17 protein-coding genes are annotated in these 19,998 nt (G+C 72.3%); 10 read left to right on the top strand and 7 right to left on the bottom strand.

Annotated elements, in window-relative coordinates; translation table 11 throughout:
- Nucleotides 1-429: 429 nt before the first annotated feature.
- The 4 genes from larE to mqnB all read right to left on the bottom strand — a co-directional run bounded on the left by larE (nucleotide 430) and on the right by mqnB (nucleotide 3,462).
- Entirely contained in the window at nucleotides 430-1,311 is an 882-nt protein-coding gene (larE, locus tag GFD30_RS09105) for an ATP-dependent sacrificial sulfur transferase LarE (protein ID WP_322633093.1), read from the bottom strand.
- A gap of 127 nt (nucleotides 1,312-1,438) precedes the next feature.
- Nucleotides 1,439-1,837, bottom strand: coding sequence for a cold-shock protein (locus GFD30_RS28235; RefSeq protein WP_407648999.1), 399 nt, complete (start codon nucleotides 1,835-1,837; stop codon nucleotides 1,439-1,441).
- 129 nt (nucleotides 1,838-1,966) lie between these two features.
- On the bottom strand, nucleotides 1,967-2,782 hold the full coding sequence (locus GFD30_RS09095; protein WP_153024936.1) for a 1,4-dihydroxy-6-naphthoate synthase: 816 nt from the start codon (nucleotides 2,780-2,782) through the stop codon (nucleotides 1,967-1,969).
- Nucleotides 2,783-2,847: 65 nt separating this feature from the next.
- Complete coding sequence (mqnB, locus tag GFD30_RS09090; protein WP_153024870.1) at nucleotides 2,848-3,462, bottom strand: futalosine hydrolase; 615 nt, start codon at nucleotides 3,460-3,462, stop codon at nucleotides 2,848-2,850.
- Between the two features lie 232 nt (nucleotides 3,463-3,694).
- Here mqnB and GFD30_RS09085 point away from each other — a divergent pair, with 232 nt between their 5' ends.
- Nucleotides 3,695-4,474, top strand: a complete 780-nt coding sequence (locus GFD30_RS09085; RefSeq protein WP_322633092.1) for a DUF3027 domain-containing protein — start codon at nucleotides 3,695-3,697, stop codon at nucleotides 4,472-4,474.
- 110 nt (nucleotides 4,475-4,584) lie between these two features.
- Here the strand turns inward: GFD30_RS09085 and GFD30_RS09080 are convergent, their stop codons facing one another.
- On the bottom strand, nucleotides 4,585-4,914 hold the full coding sequence (locus GFD30_RS09080; protein ID WP_153024868.1) for a DUF2530 domain-containing protein: 330 nt from the start codon (nucleotides 4,912-4,914) through the stop codon (nucleotides 4,585-4,587).
- A 220-nt stretch (nucleotides 4,915-5,134) separates the two neighbouring features.
- On the opposite strand from GFD30_RS09080, the gene sepH reads away from it, so the two are divergent.
- The 6 genes from sepH to dacB all read left to right on the top strand — a co-directional run bounded on the left by sepH (nucleotide 5,135) and on the right by dacB (nucleotide 15,102).
- Nucleotides 5,135-6,151, top strand: coding sequence for a septation protein SepH (gene sepH / locus GFD30_RS09075; RefSeq protein WP_153024867.1), 1,017 nt, complete (start codon nucleotides 5,135-5,137; stop codon nucleotides 6,149-6,151).
- A 563-nt stretch (nucleotides 6,152-6,714) separates the two neighbouring features.
- Nucleotides 6,715-7,977: an MFS transporter gene (locus GFD30_RS09065; protein ID WP_153024866.1), complete on the top strand. Its 1,263-nt coding sequence runs from the start codon at nucleotides 6,715-6,717 to the stop codon at nucleotides 7,975-7,977.
- Between the two features lie 340 nt (nucleotides 7,978-8,317).
- Complete coding sequence (gene thpR, locus GFD30_RS09060; RefSeq protein WP_153024865.1) at nucleotides 8,318-8,983, top strand: RNA 2',3'-cyclic phosphodiesterase; 666 nt, start codon at nucleotides 8,318-8,320, stop codon at nucleotides 8,981-8,983.
- A gap of 61 nt (nucleotides 8,984-9,044) precedes the next feature.
- Nucleotides 9,045-10,940, top strand: coding sequence for an outer membrane protein assembly factor BamB family protein (locus GFD30_RS09055; RefSeq protein WP_153024864.1), 1,896 nt, complete (start codon nucleotides 9,045-9,047; stop codon nucleotides 10,938-10,940).
- A 368-nt stretch (nucleotides 10,941-11,308) separates the two neighbouring features.
- A complete protein-coding gene (gene glmS, locus GFD30_RS09050) occupies nucleotides 11,309-13,177 on the top strand; it encodes a glutamine--fructose-6-phosphate transaminase (isomerizing) (protein WP_153024863.1) in 1,869 nt (622 codons plus the stop codon).
- A 356-nt stretch (nucleotides 13,178-13,533) separates the two neighbouring features.
- The gene (gene dacB, locus GFD30_RS09045) at nucleotides 13,534-15,102 is read left to right on the top strand and encodes a D-alanyl-D-alanine carboxypeptidase/D-alanyl-D-alanine endopeptidase (protein WP_153024862.1); all 1,569 of its coding nucleotides are present in this window, start codon (nucleotides 13,534-13,536) and stop codon (nucleotides 15,100-15,102) included.
- Nucleotides 15,103-15,160: 58 nt separating this feature from the next.
- Here the strand turns inward: dacB and GFD30_RS09040 are convergent, their stop codons facing one another.
- On the bottom strand, nucleotides 15,161-16,348 hold the full coding sequence (locus GFD30_RS09040) for a DUF418 domain-containing protein (protein WP_153024861.1): 1,188 nt from the start codon (nucleotides 16,346-16,348) through the stop codon (nucleotides 15,161-15,163).
- An 81-nt stretch (nucleotides 16,349-16,429) separates the two neighbouring features.
- On the opposite strand from GFD30_RS09040, the gene GFD30_RS27525 reads away from it, so the two are divergent.
- The 3 genes from GFD30_RS27525 to GFD30_RS09025 all read left to right on the top strand — a co-directional run bounded on the left by GFD30_RS27525 (nucleotide 16,430) and on the right by GFD30_RS09025 (nucleotide 19,047).
- On the top strand, nucleotides 16,430-17,026 hold the full coding sequence (locus GFD30_RS27525; protein WP_153024860.1) for a TetR/AcrR family transcriptional regulator: 597 nt from the start codon (nucleotides 16,430-16,432) through the stop codon (nucleotides 17,024-17,026).
- Between the two features lie 143 nt (nucleotides 17,027-17,169).
- Nucleotides 17,170-17,541 (top strand): holo-ACP synthase, encoded by a 372-nt coding sequence (locus GFD30_RS09030; protein WP_322633091.1) that lies wholly within the window; start codon nucleotides 17,170-17,172, stop codon nucleotides 17,539-17,541.
- A gap of 30 nt (nucleotides 17,542-17,571) precedes the next feature.
- Entirely contained in the window at nucleotides 17,572-19,047 is a 1,476-nt protein-coding gene (locus tag GFD30_RS09025) for an NAD(P)H-hydrate dehydratase (RefSeq protein WP_153024859.1), read from the top strand.
- 216 nt (nucleotides 19,048-19,263) lie between these two features.
- On the opposite strand, the gene GFD30_RS09020 is transcribed toward GFD30_RS09025, so the two are convergent.
- On the bottom strand, nucleotides 19,264-19,809 hold the full coding sequence (locus tag GFD30_RS09020) for a cysteine dioxygenase (RefSeq protein WP_153024858.1): 546 nt from the start codon (nucleotides 19,807-19,809) through the stop codon (nucleotides 19,264-19,266).
- Between the last annotated feature and the right edge of the window lie 189 nt (nucleotides 19,810-19,998).

Below are 19,998 nucleotides of genomic sequence, written 5' to 3'. Positions count from 1 at the left end.
CCCGGCGTCGACCGACCGCTCGGCGCGCCGCGCGCCGCACCGATCCGATGCTTCGATGTCGATTGGGGATGGTTGCGGCGGTCTCGTGTCCCAAGCACGCACACCGTCCGTTATAGACCGAACACCCCTGTATCAGGGAATTGCCAGGTTCGGTTCAGGGCGCGCTCAGTCTCATGTCCCACGGTGAAGACCTCGGGGAATGAGGGGTTCCCGAGGGGTTATGGAACCCGGTGGGGCTATCGGACTCATCCTCCACTGACGATCGCCGCCGGCCTCACCGGGCACTCTTCCACCACCCCGCGCCACCCGACCCGAGCATCAATCACCTTGTGCCCCAGTGGATCCACCTGTCACACCCGTATGGCACGGTTCTTGAACCGGGGGCCCATCACTCGGAACATTTCGGGAATATCCCGAAATATCAACCGATCAGCGATATCGCTCGGGATTCGGCAGCAGCTCGTTCATCGCGCCCGACCGGAAGCCCTGCTCGTCGAGCCGCACCTCCGCGAAGCCGACCACGGCCGCGAGCAGCGAGGGCCGCGCCGCGACCTCGGCCACCAGTTCCGCGTCCACCTCCACTTTCGCGGTGCCGCCGCCCATGTCCCGCACCCGGAGGTTCCGCACCGGGATCGCGGCGGCGGCGAGCGCCTCCCGCAGCGCCTGCTCGGCGTCGGCGACCCGCCGGAGCCCGTCCGCGGTCACCTCCACCCCGTACGCGATGCGGCTGGCCAGGCAGGCCGCCGCCGGCTTGTCCCAAGTGGACAGTCCCCATGCCTTCGAGGCGGTGCGGATCTCGGCCTTGGTGAGCCCGGCGTCCGCGAGCGGCGTGATCGCCCCGGCTCCCGCGGCCGCGCGGATGCCCGGACGGAACCCGGCCGCGAGGTCGTCCGCGTTGGTACCGGTCGCCACCGCGGCGACGCCGCGTGACGCGGCGAGCGGGCCGACGACACTCATCAGCTCGGTCTTGCAGAAGAAGCAGCGGTCGCCCGCGTTGGCGCGGTAGCCCTCCCGGGACAGCTCGTCCGTGGCCGGCGCGTGGTGGACCACCCCGAGGCCCTCGGCGAACGCGCGGGCGCGTTCGAGTTCGGCCTGCGGCAGGGACGGCGAGACCGCGGTGGCGGCCTCGACCCGCTCCGGCCCGAGCGCGCGGACGGCGGCGGCGAGCAGGAACGCCGAGTCGGCGCCGCCGGAGAACGCCACCATGAGCGAGGGCAGCGAGGCGAGCCGTTCGAGCAGTGCGTCGACCGCGCCGCCGGCGGCCTGATCGGCCGGGGCGGGGGTCGTGTGGGGAGTCGCCTGAGAGGTCACCTCACAGAGCTTATCCCGCCGCGAGAGTCGCATCGTTTTCAACGGACATAACGGAAATGTCCCTACCGATGGGCCCCCGGTTCAACAACCCTGCCCCACGGGTCCGACGAATCGCCTGACGCGAGGGTCATTCGAGGTCGGTGGCGACTGCGCGGAGGAGTTCGGCGATCTTCGCCCCGGTCTTGCGGTCGGGGCGGCGTCCGCGCGCCAGCGGCGGCATGACCTGCTGCTCGAGCACGCCGATGAGGTCCTGGAGGAGGCTGTTGAGCTCCTCGGGCGAGCGCTTCGCCGCCTCGGGGGCCGCGGCGGCGCCGGTCTGCGGAGCGGCGAGCACGTGCAGGCCCATCGCCTGGACGCCGCGGCGCGTGTCGATGATGCTGTACTCGACCTTCGTTCCCTTGGCGAGTTCCTCCACGCCTTCGGGGAGCGCGTCGCGGTGCACGAAGACGTCCTTGCCGCCGTCGTCGCGGGAGACGAATCCGAATCCCTTCTCGGCGTCGAACCATTTCACTCGACCACTGGGCACCGCTGAACCTCGAACTTCTCTCTCTTTGCCGGCTACTGCTGAGTCCGTCAAGCCTAGCGTGGCATGAACCGGGCGATCCGGACCGTCGGGGTGAGCGCCCCGCCACGGACCGCGACCGGCGCTCGGCCGCTAAGGAATCGGGATGCGGAGCTCGGGAAGGAGCCCGAGTTCGGCGCCGCCGCCCAGGAGCCGCTCGACCGCGGATCGGCCCTCCTCGCCGAGGTCGCGGGAGAACTCGTTGACGTACAGCTCGATGTGCTTGCGGCACACGTCGTCCGACATCTCCTGGGCGTGCTCGGCGACGTACGCGCGGCTGGCCTCGGGGTTCGCCCACGCGTAGTCGAGCGAGGCGCGGATCGCGGCGGTGATCGCGTCGGTGTCGAGATGGGACTTGGCGACGATCGCGCCGAGCGGGATCGGGGCGCCGGTGCTGCCCTCCCACCACTCGCCGAGGTCGACCATGCTCTCGAGGCCGTACTCGCCGTACGTGAACCGGGCCTCGTGGATGACCAGCCCGGCGTCGAAGCGGCCGTCGCGCACCGCGGGCATGATCTGGTCGAACGGCACGACCTCGACCGCGACGTCGGGTGAGCCGAGGTCGCGCAGCCACAGGTTGAACAGGAGGAACGCGGTGCTGCGGTCCGAGGGGACCGCGACCTTCCGCCCCTCCAGGCCCGCGAGGCCGCCGGGCCCGGTGAGGACCAGCGGCCCGCATCCGCGCCCGAGCGCGCCGCCCGCCGGCAGCAGCCGCCATTCGGGGCCGAGATGCGGCAGGGCCGCGTAGGAGATCTTCGCGACGTCGAACTCGCCTCGCGCGCAAGCGCTGTTGGTGACGTCGATGTCGGCGAACGTCAGCCGCGTCGCCGGGGCGCCGTCGATGAGGCCCGACGTCCAGGCGTGGTAGATGAAGGTGTCGTTGGGGCACGGCGAGTGCGCCAGGTGCAGCGCGCCCTCCGCGGCGCCGGGCGCGGCGTCGTCGGCGTCGAACGGGATTCCGAGTGCGGCCATGCCTACAGCTCCCTGATGGCGGAGGTGAGGGACTTCAGGGCCGAGCCCCAGTCCCACTGCTCGACGTCGCGGTCGCCGACGAAGTTCGAGACCGTGCGGATCTCGGCGAACGGCAGGCCCGCCTGCTGGGCGGCCGTGGCCACGCCGAAGCCCTCCATCGCCTCGCCGACCGCGTCCGGGTACCGGTGCGCGAGGTTCGCGGCCTGCCCGTCGGAGCCGGTGATCGACGCGAGGGTGAGGATCTCGCCGCGCACGCCCTCGACCGCGACGGTGAGCACGGTGTTGCATCCGATCCGGTTGGTGCCGAAGCCGATCTCGTCGATCGGCTGGAACCGCCACGGCAGCGCCACCCCGAGTTCGGCGTGGACGGAGTCGGTGGCGATGAGCACGTCGCCGATCTTCGCGCGGCCCTGGAACGCGCCGCAGATGCCGGCGTTGACGACGACGTCGTAGGCGCGGCCCATGTGGCTGTTCTCCGCGATGGTCCGCGCGGTGGCGGCAGCGGCGGCGGCGGGGCCGACGCCGCAGACGAGGATGTCCAGCTCGTGGCGGAGGGATCGCCCGGCCTCGACGGCCTGGGCTTCCTCCGCGACCGCGCACACGACGAGTATTCGCATGAAAGCAACGGTACCGGCCTCGCGTGCCCTGCTGCCGCGGCAGTGAACGCGAGTGAGCGGCGAGCCGCCGGCGACAGCACGCCGTTGACCTCTGGGTGAGGAGCCCCGGTTTCAAAAGTCGCCCATGGGTCCGACATTTCCGGGCCCTCCCGGCCGGAATGTGGCGCATCCCGCGCCCCACCGGGCGCACCGACCGCCGGAGCCCGGCACGAGCTGACCTATGCTTGAAGACGTGCCTGACAGCTCCACCGCCTCCGCCAAGTCCCGGACCCGCAAACCGCGCCTGGACCGGGCCCTCGCCGATGCCGTCGACCTTGCCCGCGAGGCCGCCGAAGAGGCCGGCGAGGGGATCGGCGAGCACCTGGACGTCGAGGCCGAATCCGAGCGCGTCGTCACCCACTACTTCGAGTGCACCCTCGCGGGCTACCGCGGCTGGCGCTGGGCCGTCGTGCTCACCCGCGCCCCGCGCGCCCGCGCCGCCACCGTCTCCGAGACCGCGCTCCTGCCCGGCCCCGACGCGCTCCGGCCCCCCGCGTGGGTGCCGTGGGCCGAACGCCTCCAGGGCGGCGAGGTCGGCACCGGCGAGGTGCTCCCCACCGAGGACGACGACGACCGGCTCATGCCCGCGTACCAGCTCTCGGACGACGACGCCGTCGAGGACATCGCGTTCGAGCTCGGCCTGGGCCGCGAACGGGTCATGAACCGCGAGGGCCGCGCCGAGACCGCGCAGCGCTGGTACGACGGCGACCGGGGCCCGAACGCCCCGATCTCCGAGGCCGCGCCCGCGTCCGCGCGCTGCGGCACCTGCGGGTTCTTCCTCCCGCTCGCCGGCTCGATGCGCCTCGCCTTCGGCGCCTGCGCGAACCTCTACTCCTCCGAGGACGCCCGCGTCGTCTCCGCCGACCACGGCTGCGGCGCGCACTCCCAGATCCACGAGTTCGTGGACACGACGCCGCAGGGCGTCGAGAAGTCCGAGGTCATCTACGACGACGAGGGCTCCGAAATCCTCTAGTCCCCGTTCGGGTGACAGCGAGGGGCCGTGGGCCCGGAACTGTCGCACCCGTCGGCGACCGTTGAAACCGGGGCTCCTCACCCAGAGGACAACGGCGGGCTGCGCTCGTACTAGCTCCGGCCCCGCGCCGGTCGCCTGAAATGCCGCCGGTCGGCGATCACCATCGCGGCGGTGCCGAGGAGGCCGACGATGACGCCGGTGAGGGCGCACGACACCCACCATTCGCGCCCCGAATCGGCGAGTTCGTCGCGGAAGACCTGGGTGAGCACCAGGGCGATCGTCCACAGGAGAGTCCCGGCGGCGGCGATGGGCGTCATCCGCAGCTTCACCGCCTCGGGCGCCGGCAGCTCGGGCGTCTTCTTGACCCGGTGGTAGGCGGCGCGGGGGTTCGCCGACGAGCCGGACGCGGCCGGGGGCTGGGAAGTTCCGTCGGTGGACACGCTGCCAATGTACGCTGCGACAGTCCCCGCGACAATCGGTCATGCCGACGCGAGTCGGGTTCGCTCCGTCGCCGACGGGCCACTGCGGGGAGCCGAATCCCGTCGCGCCACCGGGATCGGTTATCGGCACCCCGCCGGTTGTGGTCCGCCGGTAGGGTTGGGCGTACGCTCGGATGAGCTGGCAATGCGGCGCTGACGGAAGACACGAGGGGTGGAAGGCATGAGGCCGGTACGGTTCGTAGCCCTCTCTGAGGACGGTCATGCGCTCGTGCTCGCCGACGAACTCGGCCGTCTGCTGGCGCTCCCGCTCGACGAGCGGGTCGCCGCCGTGGTCGACGTCCCCGAAGGCGGCAGCGCCCTCCGCGCCAAGACCGACGCCCCGGCGTCCAAGCCCGCGGCCGCGAGCCGGCCCGTGCCGCAGCGCCCGGCCGCCGTCAACCTGTCCCCGCGCGACATCCAGACCCGCATCCGCGCCGGCGAGAGCGCCGAGGACATCGCCGCCTCCGCGCAGGTCGCCGTCGACCGGGTACTCCGCTACGCCGGCCCGGTCCTCCAGGAGCGCGCCATGCTCGCCCAGGCCGCCCGCCGCTCGCGGCTGGCGACCTCCGAACGCGGCGAGCGCATGTCCAATGTGGTCGACGTGAAGCTCGGGACGCACGGGGTCGACCCCGAGGCCGTCTCGTGGGACGCGTGGCGCACCGAGGACGGCTCCTGGCTCGTGCAGGCGTCGTGGTCCTCCGGGAAGACGACCGCCCGCGCGCGCTGGAAGCTCGACCGGGCCCGCCAGACCGTGACGCCGGACGACGAGATGGCGCAGTTCCTCTCGACGCCGCTGCCGCAGCAGGTTCCGGGCCACAACGACGCGCCGAGCGACCTCGGGATCCGTCCGGGCGACCCGGTGCGGCCCTCGCGCGACCCGATGCACGGCCTCCGCGACCACGAGGACGACTCGCGTCCGGACCCGCTGCGCCGCGACCGCCTCCGCGAGGTCCTCGAGCGCCCGCTCGACGACATGCAGGGGCGCGGGAAGCGGACCTCGCAGCTCGGCCTGCCAGGCACGACCGCGCCGGAGCAGCGGGAGACCCCCGAGGTCCCCTCGCTCGCGGTGCTGCGCCCGAACAAGCGGCCGACGTCCGAGGACCTGAACGAGCTGCCGCTGGCGGCGGCCGGGTCGAAGCCGCGCAACCAGCTTCCGGGCTGGGACGACGTGCTGTTCGGCAGCGCCGGCAAGGACTAGCCTCCTCCCGCTTCGGACGAATCCGGAATACCGGATTCGTCCTCTGTGGTCGCCCCACTCCTGACCGTATCCGGCGGGTGCGACGGCCGGGGAATCCGGATCGATGCTTTCGCGGCGGGGCGGGCCTTCGGGTCCGCCCCGCCGCAGTGTTGTCGGGAGGTTCAGCTTTCTTCGGACGCGCTCGCGCGATGATGCCGTCGGGTGCGGGTGCGGGTGCGGGTGCGGGTGCGGGTGCGGGTGCGGGTGCGGGTGCAGTGCCGTTTTCGGGCAGCATCATGGCAATCGGAGCGCTGGGCCCCTGAGACAACCCTGCCACTGGGGTACGACAGCTGGTGAAAATCGGACTCGGACTCGGACTCGGACTCGGACTCGGACTCGGACTCGGACTCGGACTCGGACTCGGACTCGGACTCGGACTCCGCGTTTGGGGCTCAAGGCTTGGCCCGGACCGAGATTCGGACCCGCGTTCAGATTCCGGCCGGGAGCGGTGTGCTCCGGGTCGCCGAGAGAACTCGGTCATAATCCCTGGCTTGCCGACCGGTAAGTAAATATCATCGAATGCGATGTCTCCGGTCCTCCTCGGCCAGCTGCGCCACACGTTCAGAGCCCTCGCCTACCCCGCCTTCCGGGTGTACGCCGCAGGGCAGCTCCTGGGCACCCTCGCGTTCTGGCTCCAGACCACCGCCGTCTCCTGGCTGGTCCTCGAGCTCTCCGGGAACTCCGGCACCGCCCTCGGCTGGACCCTCGCGCTCCAGTTCGGCCCCTACCTCCTCTTCGGACTCCACGGCGGCAAGATCGCCGACAGCTTCGACAAGCGCCGGGTCCTCCTGCTGTGCTCGCTCGCCTCGGCGGCGGTCACCGCGTGCCTCGGCGCCGTCGTGCTCACCGGCCACATCGAACTGTGGATGGTGTACGTCGGCATGGCCGCCTTCGGCACCGTCTCCGTCGTCGAAGGCCCTGCGCGCCAAGCGTTCTACTCCGAGATCGTCGAGCTCGAGGCGCTCCCGAACGCCGTCGGCCTCGGCAGCGCCATCTTCAACACCAGCCGCATCGCCGGCCCCGCCCTCGCCGGGGTCCTCATCGCCGTGACCTCGACCGGGACCGTCATCATCACGTGCGCCGTCCTGGCCCTCGGCCCGGCAGCCGCCTGCATGGTCCTGCTGCGCCGCAGCCTCTCCAACCCGGTGCGCCGCCGCGAGGACGCCGGCGGCATCCGCGAAGCCCTGCGCTACACCGCCGCCCGGCCCGACATCATCGCCGTTCTCGTCGTCTCGCTCCTGGTCTCGGGCTTCACGTTCAACTTCGCGCTGACGCTCTCGATGCTCGCCCGCACCGAGTTCGAGACCGGCGCCGACTCGTACGGCCTGCTCCTGACCGCCCTCGCGGTCGGCGCGCTCGCCGGTTCGCTCGCCTCGGGCCGGCGCTCGGGGCGGCCGACGCTGAACACGATGCTCCTGTCCTCGGCGCTGCTCGGCGTCGGCACCCTGGTGGTCGGCTTCGCTCCGACCCTGTGGACGGCGATGGCGCTCCTCGCGCCCACCGGCTTCGCGATGGTCTACTACGCGCAGGCCGCGAACCAGCGGGTCCAGATGGGCGTGCGCGCCGACTACCGCGGCCGCGTCCTGAGCCTGTACATGCTCGTGTTCCTCGGCTCGACCGCCGTGTTCGCGCCGGTGGTCGGCTGGGTCATGGAGGAGTTCGGCGCCCGCTCCGGCCTGTGGCTCGGCGGGATCGTCGCGATCGCCGCCCCGGCGATGGTCGCGCTCGCCAAACGCTCCCAGATCCGCCGCCGCGCGGGGGCCCTCGCCGGCAAGGCCATGCCCTAGCGGGCGTGCCCTACGCTGGGGTCGATTCCACAAAGGCCCGCACCCGGTCGTTCAAACGGTGAATACCAAAGGTTGAACTGCGCTGAATTCCGCGTTCCCGCAGGTTGCCCGACTTCTCCGCAAACGCCCCGAACCTCCTGCGGCTCTACCGTCCCACGAGTGAACTCGAACGTTACTTCCACGAAATTACTGTCCCGTCCAATGGGATTTCACTGAATGAACGTCAGAGGATCCTGCGAGGATAGGCACATCGTGACAGCCCTCGACCACGCCGCGTCGACACACCATTCGCCGCAGGCGCGGGTCACCGATCCCGAGTAGAGCCCCTGGAGGGAATCCAGTGAGTGCCTCCGCCACCGCGACCGTACAGGCCGCAACCCAGGTACGGACCGAGCGACTGTTCGTCGCGCTCCCGCTTCCCGACAACGCCGTCGCCGATCTCGCCGAAGTCGTCTCCGACCTCAACATCGCGCGCCGCGGCGCTCCGAGCCGCCCCGGCGCCGCCGGCCGCAGGCCCGCCTCCGGCCGCCTCGTCCGGTCCGAGAACTGGCACCTCACGCTCGCCTTCCTCGGCGACGTCCCCGTATCGCGCAGCGCCGAGACCGCCGAGGTCATCGCCGCCGCCGCGCGCGAGGCCGCGCCGATGCGGCTGTGCGTCTCCGGCGGCGGGCGCTTCGGCCGCGGCCGCTACTCGGTCGTCTACGCAGGACTCGACGGCGACGTCGCCGCCCTCGTCGACCTCGTCCACAGCATCCGCGCCGGACTCCTCGCCGGGAACCTCCCCGTCGACCAGAAGCAGTACCGGCCGCACGTGACCCTCGCCCGCCCCGGCGACCGCGTCACCAACCAGCAGGCCGCCCAGGACCTGCTCACCCTGCGCCGCTACTACGGCCCGAGCTGGACCGCCGGCGAACTCGTCCTCTACAAGTCCGACTTCGGCAAGGGCCCGGTCGGAGCCCAGCCCAACTACACCGCCGTCGCGGCCGCGCCCCTCGGCGGCCGATAAACCGGCTCGCGATCTGGGCGAAAGCCCGGATCGCGCCGCCGGTGACCGGTAAAAAGAGGGCATGTCCCACAACGCCTCCGGTGCCGGGCGCCATCGCGCCTACGCGGCCCCCCAACCCGCGACCGAGTCCGGGCGCCCGCTCGCCCGCGTCTTCCTCCGCGCCGCCGGGATCACCGCGATCGCCTGCTGGGCGGTGCTCCTGGCATGGGCGGTGTTCGGGAACGGCGCCAGTTCGGGCTCCTCCGGGATCTACATGATCATCGGCACGGTCGCCTCCGTGCTCATCGCCGCCGCGGTCATCGCCATCGCCGCCGCCCGCCCCGGTCTGCGCGTCATCATCGCCGCGCTCTTCGCCGCCGTGTACGCCGCCGCCTGCGGCTGGGCCGTGTTCACCTCGATGCCCGAGGTCGGCCCCGGCCAGTTCATCACCCACCGGGACGGGATCGCGGCCCTCGCGTACGGCTTCGGCGTCCTCGGCGGCGGGCTCCTCGCCCTCTCCGAGTTCGTCGTCGAAGGCTACGCGGGCGGGCGCACCAGGCCCCCGAAGGCCATGCGCCGCAAGGTCGGCGTCTTCGCCGTCACCGTCGTCGTCCTCCTCGCCGCCGCCCTCGCACCCGCCATGCAGCACTGGGCGGAACTCGCGAACCAGGACGTCCACGTCGGCGACGCCGCCACCGTCGAGGCCGGCCTCGACGGCCTCGCCGCCCTCGCCGGCGTCGAGCGCTTCACCGACACGCCCTTCGGGCTCCTGCGCACCGACCACCCCACCGACCCGACCCCGCAGGCCGTCACCATGCTCGACCCCGCCAGCGGCGCGGCCATCTGGTACCACCGCCGCTGGAACTGGCTCGCCTCCCAGCAGCCGGTCCTCTCCCACGCCCAGGACCTCGTCGCCCTCACCGGCCCCCGCGCCGACAACCGGAACGACTTCCAGACCCGCGTCCTGCGCACCCGCGACGGGGACGAGGTCGCCACCGCCGACTTCGACGGCTCCCCCGGGACCCTCCTCGCCCTCGCCGACGACCGCCTCCTCTTCGCCGAGGACGGCAGCGAGGTCTTCCACGTCTACGACTTCGGCGGCGGCCTGAAGTGGGACGCCGAGCTGCCGCCCGGCTGCGAAGGCGCCGCCGCCCAGGTCGCCGGCCACCGGGTGGTGCTCCTCGCCGACTGCGTGCCCGCCCCCGACCGGACCGTCGCCCGCGACTACATCCTCGCCTTCGACCTCGACGACGGAGCCCCCGCCTGGGAGCAGGAGGTCGACAAGAGCGCCGAGATCCTCCCCGAGTCCTTCCTCGTCTCCGGCGACACCCTCCTCATCGACAGCCGCGTCGAGCACCGCGTCAGCGACGGCCCGTTCTCGGCCCGCCGCTTCGAGCACCGGCTCATCTCGTACGACATCGACGACGGCGACCGGCGCTGGCGCACGCGCGGCCACACCTTCGGCTCCACGAACTCCTCGGCGTGCGGCGGGACCCTGCACCTGTCGCAGCCCACGGGCACGTCCGCGTCCGGGGTGACCGCCGGGGGCGAGGCGAAGGCCGACGCGCCGCGGAGCGAGCGACGGACCGTACAGGTCATCGAGTGCTACACCGCGAAGGACCGCGAAGGCTCCTGGCTCGGCGTGATGGCCTACGACGCCGATTCGGGCCGGCGGCTCTACCAGGCCGAGGTGCGCCTGGGCTACACGCCGCTCGACCCCGAGGTGGCGCGCGGCTGGGGCACGGTGCTGCCGGACAACCGGGCACTGCTCGCCGCGGACCTCTCGCTCGACCCGACCCGGCCGGACTGCCGGCTGTACCAGGTCGACGAGGGCGTGTCGAGCGAGATCGAACTCGGCGACGAGGCCGGCGTCCCGGCGAACTGGTGCCACGACGCCCAGCTCAGCGCCGTCGGCTCGAGCGCGGCCATCAGCTACGTGACCGAGGACGGCACCCGCGGCATCGCCGTCGTGTCCTGAAGCGGCGCGTCTCGGAACGGCGTGCCGTGAAGCGTCGCGTCCTGACGTGTCGTGTCTTGAGGCGCCGTGTCTTGAGGCGCCGCTTCCAGGGGGATCGGCTCTGACGCGCCGCCTCCTGCCGGTTCGTCGCTCGTCGCCGCCTCAGCGGGCGCGTTCCGGCGGCCGTGCCGCCGGCGCGCGCGCCCGCGTCGCGCGATAGGCGCGCGTTCCGGGGTGCGCGCCGACACGTGAACGCCCGGTGCGGCCGGCCCCAACCGGGGGCGTCCAGGCGGTGAACGCAGGGCGAACACCCCAATGATCAAACTGTGTGATCGATTCCTACTGATCCGCGCATGAGTGATGCGCGAAACTGCGGTAGGGTTTCTCGCATGTGTGGAATCGTTGGATACGTCGGCGACCGGAAGATCACCGACGTCGTGCTCGACGGCCTGCGCCGTCTCGAATACCGCGGCTACGACTCGGCCGGCATCGCGCTCGTCGCCAAGTCGGACGCCGCGGACACCCGCCTGGAGGTCGAGAAGCGCGCGGGCAAGCTCGCCAACCTCGAGGCCGCGCTCCGCGAGCGCGACCTCGACCTGGACTTCGGCTGCGGCATCGGGCACACCCGGTGGGCGACGCACGGCGTCCCCTCCGACCGCAACGCCCACCCCCACCTCTCCGCCGACGGCCGGATCGCGCTGATTCACAACGGCATCATCGAGAACTTCGGGCAGCTCCGCGCCGAGCTCGAGTCCGCCGGGATCGAGTTCCTCTCCGACACCGACACCGAGGTCGCCGCCCACCTGCTGGGCCGCGAGTACGGCGTCGACGGCGACCTGACCGCGGCCATGACGCGCGTGTGCGGCCGCCTCGAGGGCGCGTTCACGCTCCTCGCGGTCGCCGCGGACGACCCCGACACGGTCGTGGGCGCCCGCCGCAACTCCCCGCTCGTGGTCGGCCTCGGCGAGGGCGAGTACTTCCTCGGCTCCGACGTGGCGGCGTTCATCGCCTACACGACCGAGGCGATCGAGCTGGGGCAGGACCAGATCGTGACGATCAGCCGCGAGGGCGGCGTCGTCGTGTCCGGCTTCGACGGGAGCCCGTCCGAAGGCAAGCCGTTCAGCGTCGACTGGGACATCGCGGCCGCCGAGAAGGGCGGCTTCGACACGTTCATGGCCAAGGAGATCCACGAGCAGCCGCAGGCGGTCGCGGACACGCTCCGCGGGCGCATCGACGAGTCCGGGCAGATCGTCCTCGACGAGGTGCGCATGTCCGACCAGGACTTCCGGGACATCGACAAGGTGTTCATCGTCGCGTGCGGCACCTCGTACCACGCGGGCCTGGTCACCAAGTACGCGATCGAGCACTGGACGCGGATCCCGTGCGAGGTCGAGCTGGCGAGCGAGTTCCGGTACCGGGACCCGGTGCTGGACCGGTCGACGCTCGTCGTCGCGATCTCGCAGTCCGGCGAGACCATGGACACGCTGATGGCGGTGCGGCACGCGAAGGACCAGAAGGCCCGGGTGCTGTCCATCTCCAATACCGTCGGCTCGACGATCCCGCGCGAGTCCGACGCGGTGCTGTACACGCGCGCCGGGATCGAGGTCGCGGTGGCGTCGACGAAGGCGTTCCTGACGCAGCTCGCCGCCTGCTACCTGGTCGGCCTGCACCTCGCGCAGGTGCGCGGCATCAAGTACGCCGACGAGGTGTCGGCGGTGCTCGACGAGCTCGTCGCGGCGCCGGGGAAGATCGCGAAGGTCATCGAGGGCCTCGACCCGGTGCGGCAGATGGCCCGCGAGTGCGCCGGCCAGGACCGGGTCCTGTTCATCGGCCGCCACGTCGGCTACCCGGTGGCCCTCGAGGGCGCGCTGAAGCTGAAGGAGCTGGCGTACCTGCACGCGGAGGGCTTCGCGGCGGGCGAGCTGAAGCACGGCCCGATCTCGCTGATCGAGGCGGGGACGCCGGTGGTCGCGATCGTGCCGAGCCCGCGGGGCCGGTCGCTTCTGCACGACAAGATCATCTCCAACATCCAGGAGGTGAAGGCGCGCGGCGCGAAGGTGATCGCGGTGTGCGAGGAGGGCGACAAGATCGCGGCCGTGCACGCCGACTTCGTGATCGAGACGCCCGCGTCGCCGACGCTGCTCGCGCCGCTGCTGACCGCGGTCCCGCTGCAGGAGTTCGCGGCCGAGCTGGCGACGGCCCTGGGCCGCGACATCGACCAGCCGCGGAACCTGGCGAAGTCCGTCACGGTGGAGTAGGCGCGGCCGAAGCGGCCCAGTCGAAGCGGCTCGGTCGAAGCGTCCCAGTCGAAGCGTCACGGTCGCGGCGGCGAGGTTTCAGCGTCAGAGTCGAACAGGTGCGGCCGAGACGGCGCGGTCGAAGCGGCGCAGCGATGCGGCGCGACCGAGTCTGAACGGCCGCACGGGACGGCGGCTCACCGCCTCCGACCGCACGCCCCGACACTGGCACAGTGGACTGCCGATCGGCGCTGACCGGGCGCGGCGGCGGGGAGTACGCTCCCCGCCGCCCTCGCGTTGCCCCCGGGAACGGCGATATCCGGCACTTCATGCCGTATGCGCGCAAACCCTGTCCGCTCCGCTTTTAGACTGCGGCTGTGAAGAAACGAACCCTCATATCGAGCGCCGTGGCGGTCACCGCCGCCGGTGCTCTCACCTTCGCGGGCACTGTGGTCGCACAGGCGCAGGAGACCGGCGACGAGGCGCTCGCCGCCGCGATCGACGCGATCCTCCAGGACCCCAAGCTCACCGACTCCCAGTCGAGCATCATCGTCAAGGACGCCGCCACCGGTGAGGTCGTATACGACCACAACGGGAACCAGCGCGGCCTCCCCGGATCGAACCAGAAGCTGACCACCGTCGCGGGCGCACTGGAGACCCTCGGCGAGGACTTCACCTTCGCCACCGAGGTCCTCGGCGACCGGCCCGTCGACGGCGTCGTCTCCGGCGACCTGTATCTGCGCGGCTCGGGCGACCCTTCCATGCTCGAAGCGGACTACCAGCGGCTCGCGGCGGACCTCGCCGACCTCGGGGTCAGCCGGATCGACGGCGACCTCGTCGCGGACGACACCGCGTTCGACGCCGCCCGCCACGGCGACGAGTGGGCCTGGGGCGACCTCCAGTACCAGGCCGCCGCCGAGATCTCCGCGCTCACCGTCGGCTCGGGCGCCGAGCACTGGGCCGGCACCGTCCGGCTGTTCATGACCGGCGGCGCCGCCGCCGGCGACCCGGTGCAGGTCGAGATGGTGCCCGAGAACGACTACGTGACCGTCGTGAACGAGGCGACGACCGGCACGACCACGAACCTGTCGGTCAACCGCGACGAGCACGCCAACACGCTGCGCGTCACCGGGACCGTCAAGGCCGGGGAGACCCCGGACTACTTCACCCGCGCGGTCATCGACCCGACCGCGCTCGTCGCGGACGTCTTCGCGAACGCGCTGGCCGACAACGGCATCGACCTCACCGGCGGCATCCGGCTGAGCGAGCCCACCCCGCAGGGCGCGGGCGAGTCGCTCGCCGTCCACGAGTCGGTCCCGCTCTCGCAGCTCTCCGCGGACCTGCTCAAGCCGTCGAACAACTCGTACGCGGAGGCCCTGTTCAAGACGATCGGGTACGCGAACACCGGCAAGGGCACCTTCGCCTCCGGCAAGGCCGGCGTCTACGCCGCGATCGAGAAGTACGGTGTGGACACCGACCCGATCCGCCAGGCCGACGGCTCGGGCATGTCCCGCTTCGACCAGGTCACCCCGGACGCGATCACGGACCTGCTGATCGGCGCCAAGGACGCGCCCTGGTTCGACGCGTACTACGACGCGCTGCCGGTGGCCTGCCAGGACGGCACCCTCGCCGGCCGCCTGTGCAACACCCCGGCGGCAGGGAACGCGCACGCCAAGTCCGGTTCGCTGACCTCGGTCTCGGCGCTCTCGGGGTACGTGACCGACGCCGACGGCCGGGAACTGGTCTTCAGCATCGTGTTCAACGACTACCTGGCCAGTACGGTCAAACCGCTGGAGGACAAGATCGTCGCCGCGCTCGCCGGCTACAGCGCGTCCTCGACCGAAGCCGAGATCACCGCGTTCGGCAACGTCGAGGAGGCCGAAGCGGCCGCCGAGGAGATCCCGGGCGACCGGGAGTGCACGTGGTACGAGCCGGCCGTCTGCTAGACGACCGCTGAAACCGGGGGCCCGGCCGCGCTCGCGGCCGGGCCCTATCGTGTCTGACTTACATGCGGCCGTAGGTGAGGCGGCGCAGCAGCACCTCGAACGGGCCGCGCATCCCGGCGCGGGCCATCCAGGCCGCGAGGACCACGGTCGCCGCCCAGATGAGGACGGCCACGCCGAAGGCCGCGGCGTCGCCGAGCACCGCCCCGAGGTTCCCCGCGTACGGGGTGAACAGGGCGGTGAACGCGACGGACTGGAGCAGGTAGCAGGTGAGCGACCGCTGCCCGCACGCGGCGAGCGCCCGCGTCAGGGGGCCCGCGGTGTCCTTGGCGCCGTTGCCTCCGTTGCCGTTCCGGGCCGCGGCCAGGGCCACGAACGCGGCGAGCCCGATCCCGGCGGGGATGCCGGTGACGGAGTGGAGCGCGTACATGGCGACGGCGACGGGCGCTTCGGGGTGCCACAGCTGGGTGTCGGCGAGCATGAGCGGGAGCCCGCCGACCACGCCGATCGCGATGCCGGCGAAGGCGGCGCGGCGCAGCAGCGGCAGGTGCCGGCCGGGTTCGTCGAGGACGCGGCGGCGCGCGGCCCAGATGCCGATCGCGAACGCGGGCACGACCGAGACGACGTAGAACGTGGGCGTGAGCGCCGACCACACCGTGAGGCGCATGACCACCGCTTCGACGGGGTCGGCGACGATGGTCGGGCTGGAGTTGGCGTGCCCGGCCGCCTCGGCGGAGGCGCCGAGCGCGGCGACGACGAGGACGTGGCAGGCCATGACGATCCAGGCGGCGCGCAGGAGCGTCCGGTCCTTCGCGGCGAGCAGCCCGGTGAAGACGAGCCCGATGAACCCGTACGCGGCGAGGATGTCGCCGAAGAACAGCAGGGCCGCGTGCGCGGCCCCGAACGCGAGCAGCCACCAGGAGCGGCGGCGCACGAGCTTGCGGGCCTGCGGCCAGTCGGCCCCGGATGCGGTGCGGCGCTGGACGAGCCGGGCGAGGCCGTAGCCGAACAGGCCGGCGAACATCGGCAGCGCCCGGCCGTCGACGAAGAGGACCTGGAGCCCGGCGACGACGCGGTCGAGGGCGGTGCCGTCCACGGCGTAGCCGCGGAACCCGGTGGTCTCGTGCGCGAGGAACATGTGCGCGTGGGCGAGGGCTATGAACAGGAGCATCGCGCCCCTGGCCAGGTCGGGTGCGAGCGAGCGCTCGGCGACGGGGGTGCTCATAATGGCGGGCGGGGAGAGTGACATCTCGACTCCACGAGTTTTAGGTACACGACTGTATCTAAAACGATAAGATACACGACTGTAGCTAAAACTTGGGGGCGGCTCATGTCCGAAAGCCGAACACGGCGGCGCGGCAAAGACCTGCTCGACGCCATCTACACCGCCGCCATCGCCGAAGCCGCCGAATCCGGACCCGGCCGACTCACCATGGACGCCATCGCCAAACGCGCCGCCACCGCCCGCACCACCCTCTACCGCCGCTGGTCCGACCCCGTCGACCTCCTCCTCGACGCCCTCGCCGAACGCCACCCCCGCGAACAGCCCGCCCCCGGCGCCGACGACCTCCGCGGCGACCTCATCGCCGCCCTCCGCCTCATGGTCGACTGGGGCTTCAGCCCCGCCGGCCGCGCCGTCCTCGCCATCCTCGCCGACCCCGCCCGCGACCCCGCCGTCGTCCAAGCCCTCTGGGAACGCGTCTTCGACCGGCACGGCGGCACCTTCACCCAGACCGTCCTGCGCCACTACGCCGACCGCGGGGCCCTCGACCCCGCCCGCCTCACCCCCGTCGTCCTCGACATCGGCGAAGCCATGGTCACCAAGCGCATCATGGACACAGGCGAAGCCCCCGACGACGACTACCTCGCCGCCATCGTCGACCAGGCGATCCTTCCGGCCGCCGGCCTACCGCCCCAACGCATCTGACACCGGACCGCCCCATCCCGTCCCACACCGTCCGCACACCGTCCACACCGATCCCGGTCCCGGGCGGCGACCAGAACCCCACGCTCGCGGATGAACCCGCCCGAACAGGGGCGGGACGCCCGATCCCGTGGCACTCTTGACGGGTGATCGTCGCCGTGGGCATAGACGTCGTAGCCGTGGACCGGTTCGAGCGCGTACTCGAACGGACCCCGCACGTCGCCGAAAAGCTCTTCACCGAAGCCGAGCGAAGCACCCCCGACGGGCGCCGACGCCGCACCGAATCCCTCGCCGCCCGCTTCGCCGCCAAGGAGGCCGTGGCCAAAGCCCTCGGCGCCCCCGGCGGCATGCACTGGGCCGACTGCCAAGTGCTCTCAGCACCCGACGGCCGGCCCTCGCTGGCCATCACCGGATCGGTGGCCGCCGTCGCCGCCCAGCGTGGCGTCTCGCGCTGGCACGTGTCGCTGTCGCATGATGGCGGTATAGCGACAGCGGTGGTGATCGCAGAAACGGCCTGACGGCCAACGAGGTTCCGGAGAGGAACAGCCATGGACGGTGCCTGGTCAGCAGCGGCGGTCCGCCGCGCGGAAGCCCAGCTGATGTCGAAGCTGCCGCCCGGAACCCTCATGCAGCGCGCGGCGGCCGGCCTCGCCGCCGAATGCGCCGCACTCCTGAAGCAGCAGCGCGCGACCCGCACCGCACGAGCGGGCGTGTACGGCTCCACCGTGATCGTCCTCGCCGGACCCGGCGACAACGGCGGCGACGCGCTCTTCGCCGCCGCCCGGCTCGCCCAGCGCGGCGCCAGGGTCTTCGCCGTCCCCGTCATGGGCGAGCGGGTCCACCCCGTCGCCGCCGCCGCGCTCACCCGCGCGGGCGGGCGCCTCGTCGCCGAGCCGCCGCGCCACTGCGACCTGCTCCTGGACGGCGTCCTCGGCATCGGCGGCCGCCCCGGGCTCCCCGGGCGCGCCATCGACCAGCTCTCGTCCATCGACGCCGACACCATTGTGGCCGTTGACGTCCCGTCCGGCGTCGACGTCGACACCGGGGCCGTCCCCGCCAGCGCCGTCACCGCCGACGTGACGGTGGCGTTCGGGTCGCGCAAGCCCTGCCACGTGCTCGGCCGCGCCGCGCTCCTGACGGGGCGGCTCGTCCTCGTCGACATCGGCCTCCTGCCGCACCTCGACCCGCACCCGGCGGTCCGCGTCGCCTCCGAGGCCGACATCGCGCAGTGGTGGCACCGGCCCGGACCCGACGACGACAAGTACACGCGCGGCGTCGTCGGCGTCGCCGCCGGCTCCGAGCAGTACCCCGGGGCGGCCGTCCTGTCGACCAGCGGCGCCCTCGCCGGGCCCGCCGGGTATGTGCGGTACGCGGGCAGCGCGGGCGACTTCGTGCGCCGCGGCCACCCCGAGGTGGTCTGCACGGCCACGGTGAAGGAGGCCGGGCGGGTCCAGGCGTGGCTCGCCGGGCCCGGGCTCGGCACGGACGAGGCCGCGCTCGGCGAGCTCCGGTCGGTCCTCGACTCCCCGGCTCCGGCCGTCCTCGACGCCGACGCCCTCACGCTCATCGGCGAGTATCCGTCGGTGCTCGCGCAGCGGGACGCGCCCGTCATCCTCACGCCGCACGACCGCGAGTACGAGCGGCTCTACGGCTCGCCCCCGAGCGAGGACCGCGGCGCGGCCGCTGCGGGGCTCGCCAAGCGGCTCAACTGCACCGTGCTCTTGAAGGGGCACCACACGGTCGTCGCCTCGAGCGACGGCGTGGTCTGGGCTAATCCGACCGGCCGGCCCCAGCTCGCGACCGCGGGCTCGGGCGATGTGCTCGCCGGCTTCATGGCCTCGCTGCTCGCGTCCGGAATGGACGCTGTGAGGGCCGCGGTCGCGGCGGCCTACCTCCACGGCCGCGCCGGCGGCATCGCCGGGAGGAACCACCGGACGATCACCGCCTCAGACGTCGCCCGGGCCCTCCCCGGCGCCGTCGGCGACGTCCTCTCCGCAGCCGGAGCCCCCACCCGCCGCCGCTGACCGGCTGTCGACCGGTCTCGGTGTCGGACCGCGCGGCCAGGGTTTGACCGGGGCCCGTCGATGCCCGTTTTGCGGTAGGCGCTCCGTTCACGTTCGAGCCGGCTCCGCCGAGCGGGCCCGCTGCCACAGGTCGCCGTCGCACCCCGCGGCTAGGGTTTGAACCGGGGGCCCGTCGATGTCCGATTTCTGGTAGGCCCTCCGTTCACGTTCGGCCCGTTACCAGTCCGCGCCCGCGCGCAGGATCTTCGCCGGGGCGAGGCCCGTCTCGTCCAGCAGGTACGTCCGCATCGCCTCCAGGCCCGGCGAGTAGACGTGCAGGCTCACGGCGGGCTCGTCGGAGTCGTTCCGCATGGCGTGCACCGTCCGGTCGTCGACCGTCGCGATGCCGCCCGCCTCGAGCGCGGTGCGCCGCAGGCCGGGGAAGTCGCCCGGTTCGACCGTGTACTCGGTGAGGCGGCCCGAGACGACCGCGACGGCACCGGCGGCCGGGCGGGCGACGCCGCCGTGGTCGTGGAGGTCGGTGCCCTGACCGGGAAGCCAGGCCAGGAGCCACGCCTCGTGGCCGGGCCCGGCGAGCACCCGGCGCGCCCAGCGGCTGCCCTTGGTGAAGCGCGGGCGGAGCGTGAGGTTCGCGGCGTAGAACCCGGCGAGGGCTTCGAGCCGAGCCGACTCGAGGACGCCGGGAGCGGCTCCCGCGGCAGCGCTGCGGACGGCGCCGTCGCCGAGCGTGCGGCCGAGGCGGGCGGGTGCGACGGGATTCATGGCGGACGTGCGCATGTGAGCGGAAGACCTTCGGTGTGTCGGAACGGTTGTCGGTGGCTGGGCGCGCCGAACCGCCGCAGGCGGGTCAGCGCTGGTGACAGCGGCGACAGGGACACGACTGGAAGGTCATGCCGGCCATCGTACCAACTCCCAGGCAACTCACAGGCGCGGCACACCAACCGTGGAAGC

This window comes from Glycomyces albidus, from assembly GCF_009451885.1.
GTDB lineage: Bacteria > Actinomycetota > Actinomycetes > Mycobacteriales > Micromonosporaceae > Glycomyces > Glycomyces albidus.
Note: the sequence above shows the minus strand (reverse complement) of the source record. Positions and strands in the feature narration are given on the sequence as shown.

Bases quoted from the DNA above. Each gene is read 5' to 3' on its own strand.
- mqnB (WP_153024870.1), bottom strand. From the start codon at position 3,462: ATGCGAATACTCGTCGTGTGCGCGGTCGCGGAGGAAGCCCAGGCCGTC.
- sepH (WP_153024867.1), top strand. From the start codon at position 5,135: ATGAGGCCGGTACGGTTCGTAGCCCTCTCTGAGGACGGTCATGCGCTC.
- GFD30_RS09065 (WP_153024866.1), top strand. From the start codon at position 6,715: ATGTCTCCGGTCCTCCTCGGCCAGCTGCGCCACACGTTCAGAGCCCTC.
- GFD30_RS09055 (WP_153024864.1), top strand. From the start codon at position 9,045: ATGTCCCACAACGCCTCCGGTGCCGGGCGCCATCGCGCCTACGCGGCC.
- glmS (WP_153024863.1), top strand. From the start codon at position 11,309: ATGTGTGGAATCGTTGGATACGTCGGCGACCGGAAGATCACCGACGTC.
- GFD30_RS09040 (WP_153024861.1), bottom strand. From the start codon at position 16,348: ATGTCACTCTCCCCGCCCGCCATTATGAGCACCCCCGTCGCCGAGCGC.
- GFD30_RS27525 (WP_153024860.1), top strand. From the start codon at position 16,430: ATGTCCGAAAGCCGAACACGGCGGCGCGGCAAAGACCTGCTCGACGCC.
- GFD30_RS09025 (WP_153024859.1), top strand. From the start codon at position 17,572: ATGGACGGTGCCTGGTCAGCAGCGGCGGTCCGCCGCGCGGAAGCCCAG.
- GFD30_RS09020 (WP_153024858.1), bottom strand. From the start codon at position 19,809: ATGAATCCCGTCGCACCCGCCCGCCTCGGCCGCACGCTCGGCGACGGC.